We start from the raw sequence: 17907 nt of genomic DNA on the forward strand, positions 1-17907 counted from the left end.
TGTCTTTTATCATTTTTCATAACTGCTACCAAGTTGTGCTTATCTGCTATAATAACAGTATCTTTTATGAAAAGAAGGCAGCAGCTTCTGTTTCTTGGCGGTTACAAAAAATTATGTGCTAGACTCGTTTGTACTTGTTCTGTTTTTTGACTGAAATAAGCAGGTCTTCGCCCAACTGCTGTACGCTATGGTAGAAGCTGACGATTTGCATCATATCCCGCATGGAGATGCGCTGAATCATACCATCAGCGCGTAAGGAATCAAGTCGCCTGTCTGCGCTGTACAATGCCAGCTCCAGCTTGCGAGGGTCAGGAATAATATTACGCCCGATAGAACGCATGATATCTTGCGATTCTTTCACTACCTTGCGGATTTCTGCTTCCATCGCAATGCAGTAGTTGCTGTCGTGCAGTTCATGCACCACATGCAGCATTGCGTGTAAATGCTCTACACTTTGTACCAGTGTCTCGATTTTGATGTCGAGCATAGCGGAATCGTCATCAACAAAAAGTCGCTCATGCCGCAAGTATCCACGAAATAATTCTCGGTTATAGTGAATTTCATCTTCAAGATCGATCAACATTTCTTTGCAAGAGTCACAGCTAAGCGCCATGAAGGAATTGACGATGATATCATATTTATCTGCGCACCGGATGAATTGCTCTTGAAGGCGCTCTTTAAGCTCTGCGCTTGCGTGATGCGGCCAAATAAGCAAGGCAACGACAAAAGTCGCACACACTCCGATAGCTATTTCTACAACACGGAATAATGCATAGTAAATGTAGTCTCCGGATGCCTGCGGAGCTAGCATAACAATAGTTACCGTAATGGCTGCCATGGAAAAACGGTTTGTATATCGTTTAAGGTACGCACATAGTCCAACAGTCACCAAAAAGGCAGCTAAACGCCAGTGGGCTGTTTCCGGTACTATAAAAAGTGCTGTCATCCCCATTGTTGCACCAATAGCAGTACCAACAAGGCGGTACAAGCACATCTGAATTGATGCGGCAACGTTGCGCTGCATAACAATAACAGCGCTGATAACAGCCCAGAACCCTAAATCTGGAGCAGTCAATGAGGCAACAGAATAAGAAAGAAGTGCGGCAAGTGCGGTTTTGATTCCGTACTTGATGTAATCCGTCCGCTGACGCGAACCTGAAAGCAGCATTAAAGGCTCCTGTTAAACAGGCAGGATATACGGAGCTCCTGCAAAAAAAGCAGAACCATATCTCCGAAAAAGTGTATATTGAATTATTTGTCTGTCTATTTCGGCAAGCACTATAGCAACCCATGAGCACTTGCAAGAATTTTATCTCTGGATGGCTTTGCTAAAAAAGCACTTCAATAAACTATACTAAATGATTAGCTACCACAGCACTGCATGATGCCACAGAGAATTTATCAATTGTGCATCACAACGTTGCGCTTGACAAAACTGGATGCACTAAGGTGTTCTTCTAAGCATGTCGCATCTGTATAGTAAGGATGAGCCGTTAACAGTTGCGAGTGTCGTCTATCCAATTACGTAGCATACAATATTTCTCTATCGAAATGATAGTGCAATGCAAAAGGAAAGCAAAATAAGCTTTTATTATACGAGAAAAAAATGAATAAACGCCATATTGCTGTGACTGTTCTGTTACTTCTAGTTTCTGTTGCCTTTATAAATGGCTATGCAAACGATGATTTGTTTTATGTTGAAGGAAACATTCTGCATATGAATGGAGACATAAATTCTGACACTCCAGACTTGTTGATTGAAGCCTTGGAGTCAAATCCCCATGTTCAAGAAATCATCATGCACGAAGTCCCCGGTTCCCTTGATGATGACTCCAACTTAGCCGCAGCTAGAATTGTTCGTGAGCAGGGATTGCGTACACGGGTTTTGCCAGACAGTATGATTGCTTCGGGCGGGGTAGACTTCTTTTTAGCAGGAACCAAACGGTATGTTGCTAAAGGAGCGATGATTGGTGTTCACTCTTGGGGAGACGGTGCTAGCATGGAAGGTCGCAACTTACCTAGAACACATCCCGATCACCAATTATATCTCGAGTACTATAGGGCAATGCAGATACCTGAAGCCTTTTACTGGTTCACGCTTGAAGCCGCTTCCTCAGATAATATTCATTTTATGACTGAGGAAGAAATCCAGAAATACCACATTGCGGCAGAGTAAATTGTCGCAATTACCCAATGGTCATTTATTTAAGTAACATTCTTACGTGACATCAAATGTATCAGCAGCTGCACCTTATGAATGCTTATGCCTTCATTGGGTGCAGTTAATACGTATTCTGCTAGAATTGTTGTTGCTCATTTTGTTGTCATAATATTCTGTAATAAAAGTATAATGCCTTTTTGTTTTTCAAAAGCGGGTAGCGTTGGGCAATCTATTATTCCGGTTGATTTACTTGACTGCATCTTGAACCTTAGATAAAGCTGTATCAACTTTTCTTGATGCAACTCAATCAAGGCAGCCGAAAATAGCATAGGAATAAAATATGTCCACCATCCTTCCAGTATTCAAGGCGCTGGCAGATGAAACCCGCCTAAGACTTTTACACGTACTCAACAGATACGAGCTTAGTGTAAACGAACTTGTTACCATTCTTGAAATGGGACAATCCCGCGTTTCCCGCCATCTTAAAATTCTCACCGGAGCAGGGCTTCTTACCTCCCGTCGCGATGGGTTATGGGTATTTTATAGTGCGCCGACAGAAGGCGAAGGAAGAGAATTTATCGATGCTGTTGCACCATTTATCGACAGCGACGAAACTCTTGATTCAGACATGGAAATGGCAGCAACCATTATTGAAGAACGGGTACGCAAAACAAAGCAGTTCTTTAATGCCATTGCTGAAGACTGGGATCAGCTTAACCGCGAAGTTATCGGCGAGTTTGATCTGCCCGGTGCTATTATTGAGCGCATGCCACGTTGCAAAGTTGCCGTTGATTTAGGCTGCGGCACAGGAACCTTGCTCGAGCGGATGCTTGAACGTTCACTTAATATTATTGGTGTTGATGGTTCCCCGCGCATGCTGGAGCTTGCAAAACGCAGACTGGTTGAAGACGAAGACCGGATATCCCTGCGTATCGGTGATCTTGAGCATCTGCCGCTCCGTGATGGCGAAGCAGATTTTGCTACCATCAACATGGTACTGCATCACCTTTCCCACCCTGGAAAATCTTTAAAAGAAATCCGACGCGTTCTCCGTAAAGGCGGTCTGCTTGTGCTTGCCGACTTTGATAAGCATGACAATGAAAAAATGCGTGCTGATTACGGTGATCGCTGGCTCGGTTTTGATATGACAAATTTAGCTCTGAAACTTACAGAAGCAGGCTTTGCACTGCGACAAAGTACGCTGCATCCTGTACGTAACGGGCTTACAATTCATCTTATTGTAGCAGAAAACACACAATAAATTTCCTAGGAGAAATTGAGAAATGACTGACGCAAGCCGCGCTATCAAACTTGACTTGAGCCTTGAAAATAAAGTTGCTGACATGTCTCTTGCAGACTTCGGTCACAAAGAAATGCAGCTTTCTGAACGTGAAATGCCGGGTCTCATGGAGACTATCAAAAAATTCGGTGATGCAAAGCCGTTGAAAGGTCTGAAAGTGATGGGTTCCCTGCACATGACCATTCAGACAGCAATGCTCATCAAAACTCTCCATGCTCTTGGTGCAGATATCCGTTGGGCTTCTTGTAACATTTTCTCCACTCAGGATCACGCAGCAGCAGCTATCGTAGATTCCGGTATGGCAAAAGTTTTTGCATGGAAAGGTGAAACTCTGGAAGAGTACTGGTGGTGCACCGAGCAGGCTCTCACATGGCCTGACGGCTCCGGCCCTGACCTGATTGTTGATGACGGCGGCGACGCAACCATGCTCATTCACAAAGGTGTTGCAGCAGAAAAAGACTCATCACTTGTTGAAAGAGCATACGACAACAAAGAGTTCCAGATCGTTATGGATCGTGTTGCACTTTCTCTTCAGGAAAACCCTGGTAAATGGACTCGCATTGCTGAAAAAATCAAAGGTGTTTCTGAAGAAACCACCACAGGCGTGCACCGTCTCTACCAGATGGAAAAAGAAGGTGAGCTTCTCTTCCCTGCTATCAACGTTAACGACTCTGTTACCAAATCCAAATTTGATAACCTTTACGGCTGCCGTGAATCACTCGCTGACGGCATCAAACGCGCTACCGATATTATGATTGCGGGTAAATCCGTAGTTATCCTTGGTTACGGCGATGTAGGTAAAGGTTGTGCACAGTCCATGCGTGGCTTCGGTGCTCGTGTTGCAATTACTGAAATTGACCCGATTTGTGCACTTCAGGCTGCAATGGAAGGCTACGACGTTGTAACTCTTGATGACGTTGTTGGCTCCGCAGATATCTTTGTGACTGCGACTGGTAACTTTAATGTTATCACTGGCGCACACATGGAAAAAATGAAAGATGAAGCTATCGTTTGTAACATCGGTCACTTCGATAACGAAATCGATATGGCGTACCTTGAAGGCGGCAACGGTTGTACCGTTCTCAACATTAAGCCTCAGGTAGACAAATGGACACTCAATTCCGGTCGTTCCATTATCGTTCTTGCAGAAGGTCGTCTTGTAAACCTTGGTTGTGCTACTGGTCATCCATCTTTTGTAATGTCCAACTCCTTCACCAACCAAGCGCTCGCCCAGATTGAGCTTGCATCTAACAGCGCTCTCGAGAACAAAGTATACACACTGCCTAAACATCTCGATGAAGAAGTTGCTCGTCTCCACCTTAGCCGTCTTGGTGCTAAACTCACTAAACTCACACCAGAGCAGGCTGAATACCTCGGCGTCGCTCAGGACGGTCCTTTCAAAGCCGACCACTACCGCTACTAAGCGAAGAATTAAAACAAAAAAGCCGCAGTATTCTGCGGCTTTTTTTGTTTTACAGAAGTATTTTTGAGTTAGTTATAAAGGCGTTTTTTTGGGAACATGTGCATTAGGGCAGCTAAGTACATCAGTGCAAGGTGACTGTAGTTTGGCTTTACGCTGGTTAGTATCGCGTAAGTCGAAAGCACATTCTGATTTCAACTAGTTCAATCAACTGTCTGGTCTCAAAAATAGTTAGCACAACGAATGTTCGTGCGAGAGAAAGGTGTATAAAACGATAGGGTGAGTGCTGAGTGAAGTTATTCGAAGGGCGCTTTGCCGTAGCTTTCAAGCCAGATAACGAGAGTCCTGCCCACTTCTTTTTACCCAAAGAAGTGGTCGCTATTCAGCAATAGAAACAGGCTTCCCAGATTTGAACTCGTGCGCTGCACGGACAAAATTAACAGCCCAGTGTGGCTCACCTAGGGCGAAAAGATGTGTGTAGGATGCGAACACGTTTTTGTAGATTAAGCCATCCAGCCGCTCTCCCATACCGAATCCTTTGGACATTCTGAAGCCAAAGGTGGGTGTCTCATTTTCCACAATGCATTTTGAATAATGAAACTCGTGACCACGAACTACAGAGCCAAGCGGGTGGTAGGGATTTGGTTCAATGACTTCTGCGTCAATGTAGCCAAGCCCCTGCGGGCGTTTACATAACTGCGTCTGTACAGGAAGTACATCTGCCATTGGTGATGTGGCTGTCTCTTGCACGAGTGCTTTGCAAAGATACATAAAGCCACCGCATTCAGCGTAGATAGGCATCCCGCTTTCTGCGAGTGAACGCACGTGCTCAGAAATTTTTGTGTTGGCAGCTATGGATTCGTGCAACGTTTCAGGAAAACCGCCACCAAGGTACAGTGCGTCAATTTTTGCCCAGTCTTGAGGAGACGTTACAGACAAGCGAACGAGGCGTGCGCCTGCATGTTGTAAGGCTTGCAGATTCTCGTCGTAATAGAACCAGAGAGCATCATCATGCACGTAGCCGATGCAAGGTTTAGTCGAAGATGCAACGTCCTCGCAATGAGGCATTGTCGTTGAGCATGGAGTAGTTATTTGAGGCGCTGTATTGGCACCTGTCACGACCTTTTCAGTTACATCCCACACATTGGGTTGAGCAGATACATTTGGAGCAGCAGAAGCGAGTTTCCACATCTTTTCTAGGTCAAGGTGGTCTTCGATGATGTCTGCTACTTCTTCGAGAGCAGAGTTCGTTCCTTCGTACTCTGCGTTTGAAATAAGCCCCATGTGTCGTTCAGGAATCGGGTTCTGCGCGATCTTAGGCAGGCAGCCCAGCACTGGAACATCCGTGTAATGCTCAATTGTCTGGCATAATATGTTACGGTGGCGGTCTGTAGCGGTACGGTTAAGAACAACGCCAGCAATGTGTACGCCTTCTTCAAAATTGAGCATGCCAGTCAGGATAGCTGCGGCTGTACGAGTCATTTTCGTACAATCCATAGCAAGAATGACTGGCGTATTAAGAATGCGCGCAAGCTCTGCTGTTGAGCATGTTCCTGTTATATCTTTTCCGTCGAAAAGTCCGCGATTGCCTTCAATGAGTGCGCCTTCATACCCTTCTGCTGTTGTAGCAAACAGCGAGTTGAGAGTCGCGTTATCAAGAAGATAGGGGTCAAGGTTGGTGCAAGGGGTTTGTGCAGCAAGTGCCAGCCATTTGGCATCAATGTAGTCCGGCCCTTTTTTGTAAGGCTTGATAACTTTACCTTTGCGGCTCCACGCACGGGTAGTGCCAAGACTGGTAATGGTCTTTCCTGTGCCGCCGCTGAGTCCGGCGATGATGAGTCGTGGAAGGGTCATACTATGCCTTGCTGTACTAAGTTTGCTGATAAAAAAACAGAGCCGTAAAATAGAAAGAGCGTATGGACAAACGCCCATACGCCTTACGCTCTGGAGACCAAAGAAATTAATCTTCGTGCTCAGCACCAGCCTGTTTGCCAGCGCCTTTGAGACCGTACATAGTAGTGGAACCGGAAGACCAGTATTCCATTACTTCAGATTTAACGAGCTCTGAGAGGATCTTTTTTACAGCACGAGGTTTCATATCCGGGAAGAGCGGAAGAAAGTCGTTGAAGTAAAATTTAGATTTGCTCTTGGATTTGGACTCGATGAAGTCAACAATAATTTTAGTTGATTCTTCCATGGGAAGCCCCTTTAGCGTTTAAGCGTTAAACCGGACGAGGGAAACCCTCGTCCGGCGTAATTTCAAAGTAACTTTGCTTAGAACTTGAACTGTGTAGTCTGGCGCCAAGTGTAGTAAGCGTGGTCACGGAAGTCATCAATGAGATGCTGGGTGAACTCGAGGCCGGTAAGTTCGAAGAACTTTTCCCAACCGATGCGCTCAATCCAGTCACCGAGACGCTCGTATTTCATAGCGTTGTCAGCGTAGATATCAATGATGTGTTTGATTTTCTCAGTGAGTGTAGGCCAACGAGGAGTTTCGTTAGGAATGTACGCTACTACTACTTTAGAGAACTTAGGCTGGGAGATACGGTTAGAAACCTTACCACCAACCATGATTACAACGCCGTCGCCTTCACCATCAGAGATAGGAAGAGCTGGACACATAGTGTAGCAGTTACCACAGTACATGCAACGCTCGTTCTTAATAGCGATGGTGTTAACTTTTTTACCGTCGAGTTCAACCTTGGTAGGACGAACAGCAGCGGTAGGACAAGAAGCAACTGCGAGAGGAATCTCACAAAGCTGATCAGTCCACTCGTGGTCGATCATTGGTGGCTTACGGTGAATACCAACAATACCGATGTCGGAGCAGTGTACAGCACCACACATGTTGAGACAACATGCGAGAGCGATACGAACTGGTGCAGGCAGACGGTGATCCTGGAAGTCAGAGAAAACTGTATCCATTACAGCTTTTACTGGACCGGATGCGTCAGTTGCTGGGGTGTGGCAGTGTACCCAACCCTGAGTGTGAACGATGTTGGAAATACCAGCGCCAGTACCACCTACAGGGAATTTGCTTGAGCCACCATCAAATTTACGAGAAGCAAGATCTTCTTTAAGAGCAGCTACTTTGTCTTCGCTGTCTGTCATAAATTCAATGTTGTTACGAGTAGTAAAGCGGAGGTAGCCGTCACAATGTTTGTCAGCAATTTCGCAGATTTCGCGAATGTGTGTAACAGACATAAGACGTGCAGCACCTACACGAACGGTAAATACTTTATCACCGGATTCACCAACGTGAACCAATACACCAGGCTCGAGGATTTCGTGGTATGCCCACTTACCTTTGTTAGCCTTGATTACTGGAGGAAGGAATTCGGTGAATTCACGAGGGCCAATATCGGTGATACGGCCTTCCATTGGTTTAGCTGGATTGTAACCAGAAGAGATGAATGCCATGTTATCGTACTCCTCTTCTTAGCGCTGGTGGCGCTTACGGTATTCGTTGATGTCACGGTCCCAACCGCCAGGTACTTCGTCTTCTTTGAAGAAGATGTACGGGTTGTGACGAGGTTCCTGAACGTTGTGAGCAGTCGGAGTCTGACCAGTAACTTCGAGGAGTTTCTGGAGAGAGAGACGACGCATGGTTTCACCAAGACGTTCACGGTTTTTACCTTCTTCCATCCACCAGTCCCAAATGTTTTCAACAACTTCTTTGATTTCGTCGAAATCGCCGGAAGCTTCAACAAAAGGAACTACGAGGGAAGACATCTGTGCACCGTCGAGGATAGGAGCTTTCGCACCACAGAGGATGGAAGCACCACGTTCGTCACCGATACGCAGAGCACGAGGCATGGTGTTGATGCAGTGCATACAACGAACACATTCGGAACGATCGATAGCGAGTTTGCCACCTTCCCACTTCATAGCAGCGGAAGGACAACGGTTGATAACTTCAGCTTCGATGTCAAATGCACCCCAATCTTTACCGGAGTGTGCGCCTGCGTTTGGCTTAAATTCGCCAGCAACGTAAGCAGCTACAGCTTCCTGATCGATTTTGATGCTGTCTTTCCAAGTACCAACAACTGAGAAGTCGGAGCGAGCCATAGCAGCTACACAACCGTTAGGACAGCCGTCGAACTTGAATTTGAACTTGTATGGGAACGCTGGACGGTGAAGTTCGTCCTGGTATTCCATGGTCAAGTTGTAAGAAGCAGCCTGGGTGTCGTAACAAGCGTATTCACAACGGGACTCGCCGAGACAAGCAGCAGGAGTACGCAGGTTAGAACCGGAACCACCAAGGTCGTTGTTGAGATCGTGGGTGATTTCCCAGAAGATCTCTTCGAGCTGAGGAGTGGTAGTACCGAGAAGTACGATGTCACCAGTTGCGCCGTGCATGTTGGTAAGACCGGAACCACGGAGATCCCAGATGTCACAGAGCTGACGGAGGAAATCAGTGGTGTAGTATTTACCAGCTGGCTGGTTAACACGTACGGTGTGGAAATGTGCAACGCCAGGGAACTGTTCTGGCTGGTCACAGTAACGACCAATAACACCACCACCGTAACCGAATACGCCTACGATGCCGCCGTGTTTCCAGTGAGTTTCACCGTCGTTGTAAGAAAGTTCCAGAACACCGAGGAGATCGTCAGGACAATCTACAGGGATCTGGTAATCAAGACCTTTAGGGTTGGCAGCACGGTTAGCTGCTTCCTGCTTAATGTCGGATACAAAACTCGGCCATGGGCCGGTTTCGAGCTGATCCAACAGAGGAGTTGCGTGTTTCGCCATTACCTTACCTCCACAAAAAGTTGGTATGTGTTTTTACACCAGACACTTTCCATCCCACCGCAGGCGATCTGAAGAGCGGTCAAGATGGACGCACCTTACAAGGAGTAAATCTGGTCTAAGATATTATTCCTGAAAAAGGGCGTGATTTTTTGGACAAAGTTAACTCTTGCTAGAAAGAACGCCTCACTTTGTCAAGGGGATTTCATAAGTTTATGTATAGTCTTCCCTATTTCTAAGGTGCAGAAAAACAACGCAAACTCTTCGTTACATGCTGACAATTTAAGTTTGCAGGTGGGTAGTAACATAACGAACTTTCATAAGAAGAAAGGGTATATTTATATGCGTTATTTTTTTCACAAACACCTTTTTCTGATAAAAAATAAAAATAGAAAAAAACTAAATTTGTTGTAAACGGATTTTTAGAATTCGTACGTTATAGAATGCAGCTTGCAGACTTGACCTCGCAGCGTAAATGAGGTCAAAGCCACACAAGAACACTGTGAGGTATGTTATGAAAGATCAGCTTGGACATTACTACTATCCTGCACCGAACGATAAGAAAACACGCGTGTATGTGCGCTACAATGCCGATGACGTGGAGTTTCGTCTGTGGCGTGCAGATAATGAGCAAGTGTGGGATCAGCATGGGTGGGTTCCATATGAAGCCATTAAGCAAGCAGCAGAAATGTATAAAGGAATGGGACGCGATGCCGACCCGATGCTTTTTTATGATATATCTGTTGCCAAAGTTTTGCTTAACGAAAATTAAGAGCTTTAGCGGCTGCGCGGAACATTGATATGCGGTTAAGATGATTTCGTATGATCGAAATTTGTAGAAAATAGAAGCAGGTGTATACGATGCTGTATGCACCCTTTTTCTAGTTTTTTGTGAACTGCCTATTCTTTTAATTTTAATGAAAAAATTTCGCTGACAGTCGTATTGCGTTTTTTGTACAGGTAGCGGCAAGCTCTGAATTTTCAGAACTTGCCGCTATTTTTTGTGCTAAATATTTGCTGCATGCATTTGCTGTTATATAATGTTAGACTGTGGTTAGATTGAGGCTGCTAGATGCGATAAATCAGAAGCTGCACACAGACTATACCCACCTTCATATGTGCAGTGACACTTCATTTAGATAGCCAATGAGTTCTTGTGGTTGGTTCATTATATCCTCTTGTATCGAGCAATAAGGATATTGTGCGCCACTCAGTTTTGCCTTTTTTGTAAAATTGTGTATTGTGACCGATGCAAAAAGAGATGAGGTGATCATGTCCCGCCGATGGATTGAAGCTAATAGAGAAGAGTTTGCACGCGATATTATGCGTGATTTCTGTATGGTATCGAATATTCTCGAAGAGCAATTTGCACGCTTTGCAGATTCCGGTGCGGTTTCGTTTACACAAGTGCGAGACTTGCTGGGCAGCACTATGAATAAGGGGCTGCTCTGGCGTCTTAAAGATACAGCTCACCACTTGCTCAGAACAGATGCACAGGCTCCTGTAGTAGCAAAAGCCTTGGACTGGGCAATAAGCTATGTGTTTCACGAATGCATTAAGCTTAAAGAGGATGCCTACCAGCAGCAGCACTATGCGCCCATGTTTTTAGCACTGGAGCGACCAGCTGCTGAGAATGGCATACAGGATGTTGTGGAACCTTTCTCACAGCTGCTGGGGGAAACCCGCGAAAGTATGTCGCGAGAGGTTGCACGTATCGAGTTTCTGCTTACACGCTGCAAGGCTCTTTTTTGTATCTACTGTGCACATCACAAGCAAAATCTATTACTCGCACGTTTGTTTTTTTCTCGTAACGAACTTGTGCGAAACGTATTCGGCGAAGATTATAACACGCTCATATCTTCTATTTATGGAACGGTGCCAGAAGAGATGTATATTCTGGCAGCAGAAGGGCTTTCGGAAGGAGGACGCCTGGATGAGGCGTTAGAGGCAGCTATAGAAGCAACGCAGATTAACTCTGCATGTACCAGAGCTGCTACAGTGCGCCAACACATTGAAGAATTGATAAGGGATTCGTCTCCAAGGAGGGTAAAGAACTGTGACCTTGTTTCATCTAAACCGCGCGACATCGAAGCTTAAGCTCGAAAATCTTGAGCAAGGTGAGTACTTCCGCGATCTGTATCCATACAAACAGATCAGCCGTATCGCATTTGATGATGTTTTAGTAGCTCCGCGACCCGCAGAGCCTATGTTCATCACCGATACGACATTTCGTGATGGTCAGCAGGCAAGACCTCCGTACACGGTAAAACAAATCGAAACAATTTATGACATGCTCTACAGGCTTGGGGGCAGAAGCGGACTTATCCGTGCTTCCGAGTTTTTCATGTATTCAGACAAAGACAAACGCGCCATTGATGCCTGCCGGTCAAGAGGCTACAAATATCCGGAAATTACCGGATGGATTCGTGCCCATAAAGATGACTTGAAGATAGCTAAGAGTATGGAGTTTAGAGAAGTAGGCATGCTTACTTCTGTTTCTGACTACCATATTTATCTTAAGCTTGGGCTTGATCGTGAAAAGGCAATGCGTAACTACCTTGAGGTAGTGGAGCAGGCGCTGGCATGGGGTATTTCTCCTCGTTGCCATTTTGAGGATATCACCCGTGCCGATATTCACGGTTTTTGTCTGCCATTTGCTGAAAAATTGATGGAGCTTTCCCGCCAGAGCGGGCTTCCAGTCAAAATACGCATGTGCGATACAATGGGCTACGGTGTGCCGTACACGGGTGCAACTCTTCCTCGTTCGGTTCCGCGTATCGTCCGTGCATTTACGGATGAAGCCGGTGTGCCTGGAGACTGGCTGGAATGGCACGGACACAACGACTTTCACAAAACACTCGTTAATGCTGTAACCGCATGGCTGTATGGATGTGGTGGTGCTAACGGAACTTTGCTCGGCTTTGGTGAACGCACCGGTAACTCGCCTATTGAGGCTCTTATTATCGAATACATTTCACTTACCGGTGATGATGAAGCTGCTGATACCCGTGTAATCAGTGAAGTCGGCGAATATTTCGAAAAAGAACTGGAATACAACGTCGCGGATAACTATCCGTTTGTAGGGCGTGACTTTAATGCGACCAGTGCTGGTATCCACGTTGATGGACTCGCTAAAAACGAAGAAATCTACAATGTGTTTGATACAACTCGTCTTCTGAATCGTCCTGTACCAATCATTATTACTGACAAGTCCGGTAGAGCCGGAGTCGCCTACTGGATTAACCAGACTCTCAAGCTTACAGGCGATAGCGAAGTTTCTAAGCGTCACCCAGCAGTAGGTAAGGTCTACAATCGTATTTTGGAAGCCTACGAGAAAGGTCGCTCAACTTCTATTTCTAATAAAGAAATGGAACGCCTTGTGCGCCGGTACATGCCGGAAATGTTCCGCACTGACTTCGATAACCTTAAAGAAGTTGCCCACAACCTTGCTGCTCAGATTATTTCCGAGCTGTCATTTGACTGCAACGTGATTCTTGCAAAAGAAAACTACCGCTGCCTGACGGAGTTTGTTCAGCAGTATCCGTTTATTCAGTATTTGTATCTGACTGACAATGAAGGTGGGCTTATCGCGTCTAAAATTACGGATATGCGATTTGTCGAAAAGTATGAGGAGCTTGGAATCGGCTTCGATTTCTCATCCAGAGAGTGGTTTAAGCAACCTGTGCAGACTGGTAAGCTGCATATCACCAACTTGTATACATCACATTTTACCGGACAGCTTATTTTGACTGTATCTGCTCCGGTAACAGACAATGATGATAATATTACCGGTGTAATTGGTGCTGACATAATGCTTGAGCAGCTTTTGCAACGAGAATGCGAGCTAGAAGAGAAAAACAATATCGAAGCATTTTGTTAGAGAACGTAAAGACTAGAAAAGAACGCATGTTGCCCCTTGCAGCATGCGTTCTTTTAATATTATAGCCAACGGGTGTCCTTTTTGTGATGTATTACATTTTAGGAGTATCCGTTGCGAATCCTTATTTTTTCGCTTTGCATTGCATTTGTATTTTCTCTTGTCGGATGCGGTAAAGCCCATATACCTTCGCCGCAAAAATTCTCTACACGATCAAATTCTAACACAGCTGGCTCATATACTGTTTGGGGAAAACGGTATAAAAAACTGGCTTCATCTGCGGGTTTTGTACAGCACGGTAAAGCTTCATGGTACGGCAAAAAATTTCATGGTAAAAAAACTGCCAATGGTGAACGCTACAATATGTACGCCATGACTGCTGCGCATAAAAATCTGCCTTTCGGCACGCTGGTGCGGGTGACAAATAAGACCAATAGACGTTCTGTTGTTGTGCGTGTGAACGATAGAGGGCCTTTTGTTAAAGGTCGGGTTATCGATTTAACGTACACCGCGGCAAAAAAACTTGGTATGCTTGGGCCTGGAACTGCTCCTGTTAAAGTAGAAGCAATTGGAGGTCCCAACCACCACGCTGTTGCATCTGGCAAAAAAAACAGAAACGGAACATTCTATGTTCAAGTTGGATCATTCGATGACAAATTCAACGCTCAGACCCTTCGGAAACGATTGATTCGGCAAGGGCGTTCCTGTCGTTTACGTCGTGACCCTTCTTCCAACATCTGGAGGGTGCATGTGGGACCGTACTTTACGTATACCGCTGCGGAACGAGCAAGGGATGTGCTGGATAATAAATTTTCCGGAGCATTTATTTACGCTGGAAAGTAGATACAAAAAAACCCGCATAATGCGGGTTTTTTTGTATACAATGGACAGGCACAGTATGAACGTGTGTGCCTGACTCAGCCGGCTGTGAACTAACCGTTCAGTTCAGCGCGGAACTTGCGTGACAGACGGAATACTACAACCTTGCGTGGAGGCAGGGTGATGGTTTCGTCGGTCTGCGGGTTGCGGCCTTTACGAGCTTTTTTGTCGTAAGCTTCCAGTTTGCCGAATCCGCTGATGAGAAGTGCGTGATCTTTTTTGATTGCACTTTTCATAATATCTAACAAGGATTCAACGAGGTTTTTAACTTCTGCGCGGTTCCTGTCAGTTTTTTCGTAGATAGAATCTACAATATCTGCTTTTGTAAGGGTTTTCCCTTCCATGTTATCCTCCCAGTTTCGTGGGGTAACGGCTCTTATAAGTGCTGCCGAATGCTGGTGGCTAAATGCTGTGCCTCTTCAATAGAGTCGTATGCTACCTGTGGCCAATGCTTCAGCCCATCATCACTGAAGCGGGGAATCAAATGCCAGTGTGCATGAAATACAAGCTGACCGGCATCTGGATGGTTGTTCATGAATATATTCAACCCTGTTGCCCCCGTAGTGGCAAGTATAGCTTTGCCTACAATCTTTTGTGCATTGATGATGGCAGGGGCTAGTTCAGCGGGAATATCAAAGATATTCGGAAAATGCTGTTTAGGAATAATTAACGCGTGACCTTTATTTACCGGACCAATGTCGAGAAAAGCCAGTACGTTGTCGTCTGAGTAAATTTCCGCGCACGGAATCTCGCCATTGACGATCTTGCAAAAAATACAATCTTGAGTACTCATAGTGCTGTAATGATTTTTTGTTACATTGTTCAGGTAATCATCTGGATGATTTTATCTTTTCCAGTCATGTGCCGCGCTGTGTATATACTCAATGTGCGTGAGCAATCAAGTTTTTTTACGTAATTTTATATGTTTACACTGTTAAGGCGTGATCAGCCGTTTGTTTCGAAGAAAATTTCTCAATTTGAGGGCGTTTTTTCCTTCAAAAAAGCAGGCAATCCTTTTTTAACGAACGAAAAACTAAAAAAAATTAATACATAAAGGTGGTTACGCTCGAAATGATTTTTTCTCACCCAGAGCCTGCAAATTACAAGACCCGCATCTTGCCGGTGTTTATGCCTTTTGCCGGTTGTAAAACACGCTGTGTGTATTGCGCACAGACTGTTCAGACTGGAACAGCTGAAGCACAATTGAAAAATGTATACACTTCGTTACAGCAAAATCTTGCAAGCGCTGATAGTGGTTCCGGGTATGAAATAGCATTTTATGGTGGAACATTCACCGCACTGCCGTTTGAATGGCAACAGCGTTTTGTAGCGCTTGCAAAAGATTACAAAGAGTCCGGAGTGGTTACCGGAGTGCGCTGCTCTACACGTCCTGACGCAATTAATCAAGACCAGTTGCTGCAACTTAAAGACGCTGGTTTGCGTACTGTAGAATTAGGTGTACAAAGTTATAATAACAGAGTTTTAGCCAATAGCAAGCGTGGTTATGACGAAGAGACGATAGTGAGTGCTTGCAATACAGTAAAAGAGAGTGGTCTCACTCTCGGTATCCAGCTGCTTCCTGGGCTTCCGGGCATGGATGAAAATATTTTTCAGAACGATATTGATAAAACATGTGCTCTTTCTCCATCTGTTGTTCGGCTATACCCTTGCCTTGTGTTTAAACAGACTGTTTTAGCGTCATGGCATGCGCGTGGTGAGTTTTCTCCTTGGCAAATGGAAGAGACCGTGCAACGCCTCGGCAGAGGGTTGCTGGAGTTATGGAAGCACGGAATTCGCGTTATCCGCATTGGTGTGGCTCAGGAAGATGGGCTTACAGAGAATTTGATTGCCGGACCGTTTCATTCCGCTATGGGTAATATGGTACGTAGTGAAGCGTTGCGCTGTTTGCTTGAAGAAAAGATGCAGCAGTTGTCCAAGCCGTTTTCACGACTGTTTTTGCCTCAACGATACCAAGGAGAGCTTTGGGGCTACAAAGGAATTCACAGAAGTTTTTGGGCAGAAAAAGGAATGACACCGGACACGGTGTTAAGCTGGAAGTTGCCTATATTTCAAATGGATTAATTGGTAGCTTTGAAATTTTGGTGCAATTTTACCTAAGTGTATTCATTTCGAGTAAGAATATGCCTCCGTCTGTATGTCAGATGGAGGCTTTTTTATGCAAAACTAAATAAGGGTAAAAGCCTGTGTTGGTGTTTTTGTTAAAGTATTCAAAGTGTTATTGAACAGCTCTTTCGCAATAAACTTCTACAAAAGGTAGGGAAGCTAGGAGTTGTCCCAACTATAGTCCCACGCCTCTATTTTTGGGTTTTTGTGAAGCTTTTCTATGTGTTGATTATTGTATCGTATGTAAAATTTAGCGTCTACTTAAATAAAACGTAGTAGTATCAATATGAAGAAGGTGTTGCTGCTGGAGAAAGTTCCAATTTATATACTATGTTTTCAAGTGTTATGCTCTTTTTGCATTTTGCAGTTGCAGTTTGAGAAAAACAAAAGAAATAATTTCTTGACATAAGTTGTCTATTTCGAGCTATGGTTATTTATTACTATAACGATATGTTGGAGCAACTTATGAATAGAAAATTGGTAATTATGAAATATTTTCATGAATACATGGAGCTAGTTCAACATAACAAAATAGATATTGTATTAAAATTGCTCATCAATAATTTGGTATCACCAGATAAATTTTTAAATGATGATTTCATGTCTCCTCTCAGTCTTGCGTGTGAAATGGGACATGTTGAGATGGCTGAACTGTTAATTAAATTTGGAGCAACGGTTAATCCAAATAGTAGAACACAGGTACCACCTCTTTATTCTGCGATTCACGGTGGAAATGATGGCTTGGTTCGCTTGCTAATTGAACACGGTGCGGATTTATGCGCTTCGTATGGAGGGTATTACGTAAAAGGTGTTTACATTATTTCAGCGCAACCTTTAGCATTAGCATTATTCCTTGAACATCATAGTACAGCCGTAGCAATTTTAAACTACCAGTATTCATTAGAGCAAGTGATCAAATATAGGGTGAAGGTTGGGGATGAGTACAAGCTATATCAAGTGAGTGTTGAGGAACTAGTCGTAACAAACAGATATAAAATTTCTATCTAGTGGATTCACGTGGGCATTTTTTAGCAGCTCATAATCATCTATATCCAAAATACGGGAAATCTTTTCATAGTCATTCATTGCTTTTGCTAGCAATAAGAAATTTATTAGTTTTTTATCTTTGTGCTCCAAATTTTTTCGTGTAGCCAAAAAGCTATATTACTTGAGTAACGTTTTTTTATACTACTTGTTTTAACAGGCAATCAGTGAATATTGCCGTAAAAATTAGGAGTATATTATGGGTAAAGCAAATGGCGGAAATGGCGGTAAGGGTTCTGATACTCATCCTGAGAATGGTGGTAATTGGCCAAGCACTACAGGAAATCCGTCTGGTGGTGGAAGAGGAAACGCTGAACCTTCTTCAGATGACTAACTAGCTGAAAGGCCTCTTT

17 protein-coding genes are annotated in these 17907 nt (G+C 44.5%); 10 read left to right on the top strand and 7 right to left on the bottom strand.

Features of this window, described 5'->3' with window-relative positions:
- Positions 1-118: 118 nt before the first annotated feature.
- On the bottom strand, positions 119-1168 hold the full coding sequence (locus N4A56_RS12115; protein ID WP_293671005.1) for an FUSC family protein: 1050 nt from the start codon (positions 1166-1168) through the stop codon (positions 119-121).
- Positions 1169-1606: 438 nt separating this feature from the next.
- On the opposite strand from N4A56_RS12115, the gene N4A56_RS12120 reads away from it, so the two are divergent.
- The 3 genes from N4A56_RS12120 (at position 1607) to ahcY (ending at position 4884) form a co-directional block, all read left to right on the top strand.
- Positions 1607-2176 (top strand): hypothetical protein, encoded by a 570-nt coding sequence (locus tag N4A56_RS12120; RefSeq protein WP_295547624.1) that lies wholly within the window; start codon positions 1607-1609, stop codon positions 2174-2176.
- 325 nt (positions 2177-2501) lie between these two features.
- On the top strand, positions 2502-3422 hold the full coding sequence (locus N4A56_RS12125) for a metalloregulator ArsR/SmtB family transcription factor (RefSeq protein ID WP_293671003.1): 921 nt from the start codon (positions 2502-2504) through the stop codon (positions 3420-3422).
- Positions 3423-3444: 22 nt separating this feature from the next.
- Positions 3445-4884, top strand: coding sequence for an adenosylhomocysteinase (ahcY, locus tag N4A56_RS12130; RefSeq protein WP_295547627.1), 1440 nt, complete (start codon positions 3445-3447; stop codon positions 4882-4884).
- Positions 4885-5259: 375 nt separating this feature from the next.
- On the opposite strand, the gene N4A56_RS12135 is transcribed toward ahcY, so the two are convergent.
- The 4 genes from N4A56_RS12135 to dsrA all read right to left on the bottom strand — a co-directional run bounded on the left by N4A56_RS12135 (position 5260) and on the right by dsrA (position 9633).
- Complete coding sequence (locus tag N4A56_RS12135) at positions 5260-6735, bottom strand: cobyrinate a,c-diamide synthase (protein ID WP_295547629.1); 1476 nt, start codon at positions 6733-6735, stop codon at positions 5260-5262.
- Between the two features lie 106 nt (positions 6736-6841).
- Positions 6842-7078 (bottom strand): dissimilatory sulfite reductase D family protein, encoded by a 237-nt coding sequence (locus N4A56_RS12140; RefSeq protein ID WP_293671000.1) that lies wholly within the window; start codon positions 7076-7078, stop codon positions 6842-6844.
- Positions 7079-7155: 77 nt separating this feature from the next.
- On the bottom strand, positions 7156-8301 hold the full coding sequence (gene dsrB, locus N4A56_RS12145) for a dissimilatory-type sulfite reductase subunit beta (protein ID WP_295547633.1): 1146 nt from the start codon (positions 8299-8301) through the stop codon (positions 7156-7158).
- Between the two features lie 18 nt (positions 8302-8319).
- Positions 8320-9633 (bottom strand): dissimilatory-type sulfite reductase subunit alpha, encoded by a 1314-nt coding sequence (dsrA, locus tag N4A56_RS12150; protein ID WP_293670998.1) that lies wholly within the window; start codon positions 9631-9633, stop codon positions 8320-8322.
- 511 nt (positions 9634-10144) lie between these two features.
- Between dsrA and N4A56_RS12155 the strand changes: the two genes are divergently transcribed.
- The 4 genes from N4A56_RS12155 to N4A56_RS12170 all read left to right on the top strand — a co-directional run bounded on the left by N4A56_RS12155 (position 10145) and on the right by N4A56_RS12170 (position 14350).
- Entirely contained in the window at positions 10145-10402 is a 258-nt protein-coding gene (locus N4A56_RS12155) for a hypothetical protein (RefSeq protein ID WP_293670997.1), read from the top strand.
- A gap of 500 nt (positions 10403-10902) precedes the next feature.
- Positions 10903-11727 carry a hypothetical protein gene (locus N4A56_RS12160; RefSeq protein WP_293670996.1) on the top strand — a complete coding sequence of 275 codons (825 nt, stop codon included), beginning with the start codon at positions 10903-10905 and terminating at the stop codon, positions 11725-11727.
- Positions 11687-13510 carry a cache domain-containing protein gene (locus N4A56_RS12165; RefSeq protein ID WP_295547637.1) on the top strand — a complete coding sequence of 608 codons (1824 nt, stop codon included), beginning with the start codon at positions 11687-11689 and terminating at the stop codon, positions 13508-13510. The genes N4A56_RS12160 and N4A56_RS12165 overlap by 41 nt, the downstream gene beginning before the upstream one ends.
- A 111-nt stretch (positions 13511-13621) precedes the next feature.
- On the top strand, positions 13622-14350 hold the full coding sequence (locus tag N4A56_RS12170) for a septal ring lytic transglycosylase RlpA family protein (protein WP_295547640.1): 729 nt from the start codon (positions 13622-13624) through the stop codon (positions 14348-14350).
- An 89-nt stretch (positions 14351-14439) separates the two neighbouring features.
- Here N4A56_RS12170 and N4A56_RS12175 read toward each other — a convergent pair whose 3' ends face one another.
- Together N4A56_RS12175 and N4A56_RS12180 are read right to left on the bottom strand one after the other, a co-directional pair.
- Positions 14440-14730, bottom strand: coding sequence for an integration host factor subunit alpha (locus N4A56_RS12175; protein ID WP_020000871.1), 291 nt, complete (start codon positions 14728-14730; stop codon positions 14440-14442).
- A gap of 32 nt (positions 14731-14762) precedes the next feature.
- Positions 14763-15179 (bottom strand): HIT family protein, encoded by a 417-nt coding sequence (locus N4A56_RS12180; RefSeq protein ID WP_293670993.1) that lies wholly within the window; start codon positions 15177-15179, stop codon positions 14763-14765.
- Positions 15180-15457: 278 nt separating this feature from the next.
- On the opposite strand from N4A56_RS12180, the gene N4A56_RS12185 reads away from it, so the two are divergent.
- The 3 genes from N4A56_RS12185 to N4A56_RS12195 all read left to right on the top strand — a co-directional run bounded on the left by N4A56_RS12185 (position 15458) and on the right by N4A56_RS12195 (position 17888).
- Positions 15458-16468, top strand: a complete 1011-nt coding sequence (locus N4A56_RS12185) for a radical SAM protein (RefSeq protein WP_295547644.1) — start codon at positions 15458-15460, stop codon at positions 16466-16468.
- A gap of 507 nt (positions 16469-16975) precedes the next feature.
- Positions 16976-17518, top strand: a complete 543-nt coding sequence (locus N4A56_RS12190) for an ankyrin repeat domain-containing protein (RefSeq protein ID WP_295547646.1) — start codon at positions 16976-16978, stop codon at positions 17516-17518.
- Positions 17519-17753: 235 nt separating this feature from the next.
- On the top strand, positions 17754-17888 hold the full coding sequence (locus tag N4A56_RS12195) for a hypothetical protein (protein WP_295547648.1): 135 nt from the start codon (positions 17754-17756) through the stop codon (positions 17886-17888).
- Positions 17889-17907 lie beyond the last annotated feature (19 nt).

This window comes from Halodesulfovibrio sp. (genome assembly GCF_025210605.1).
Classification (GTDB): Bacteria; Desulfobacterota; Desulfovibrionia; order Desulfovibrionales; family Desulfovibrionaceae; genus Halodesulfovibrio.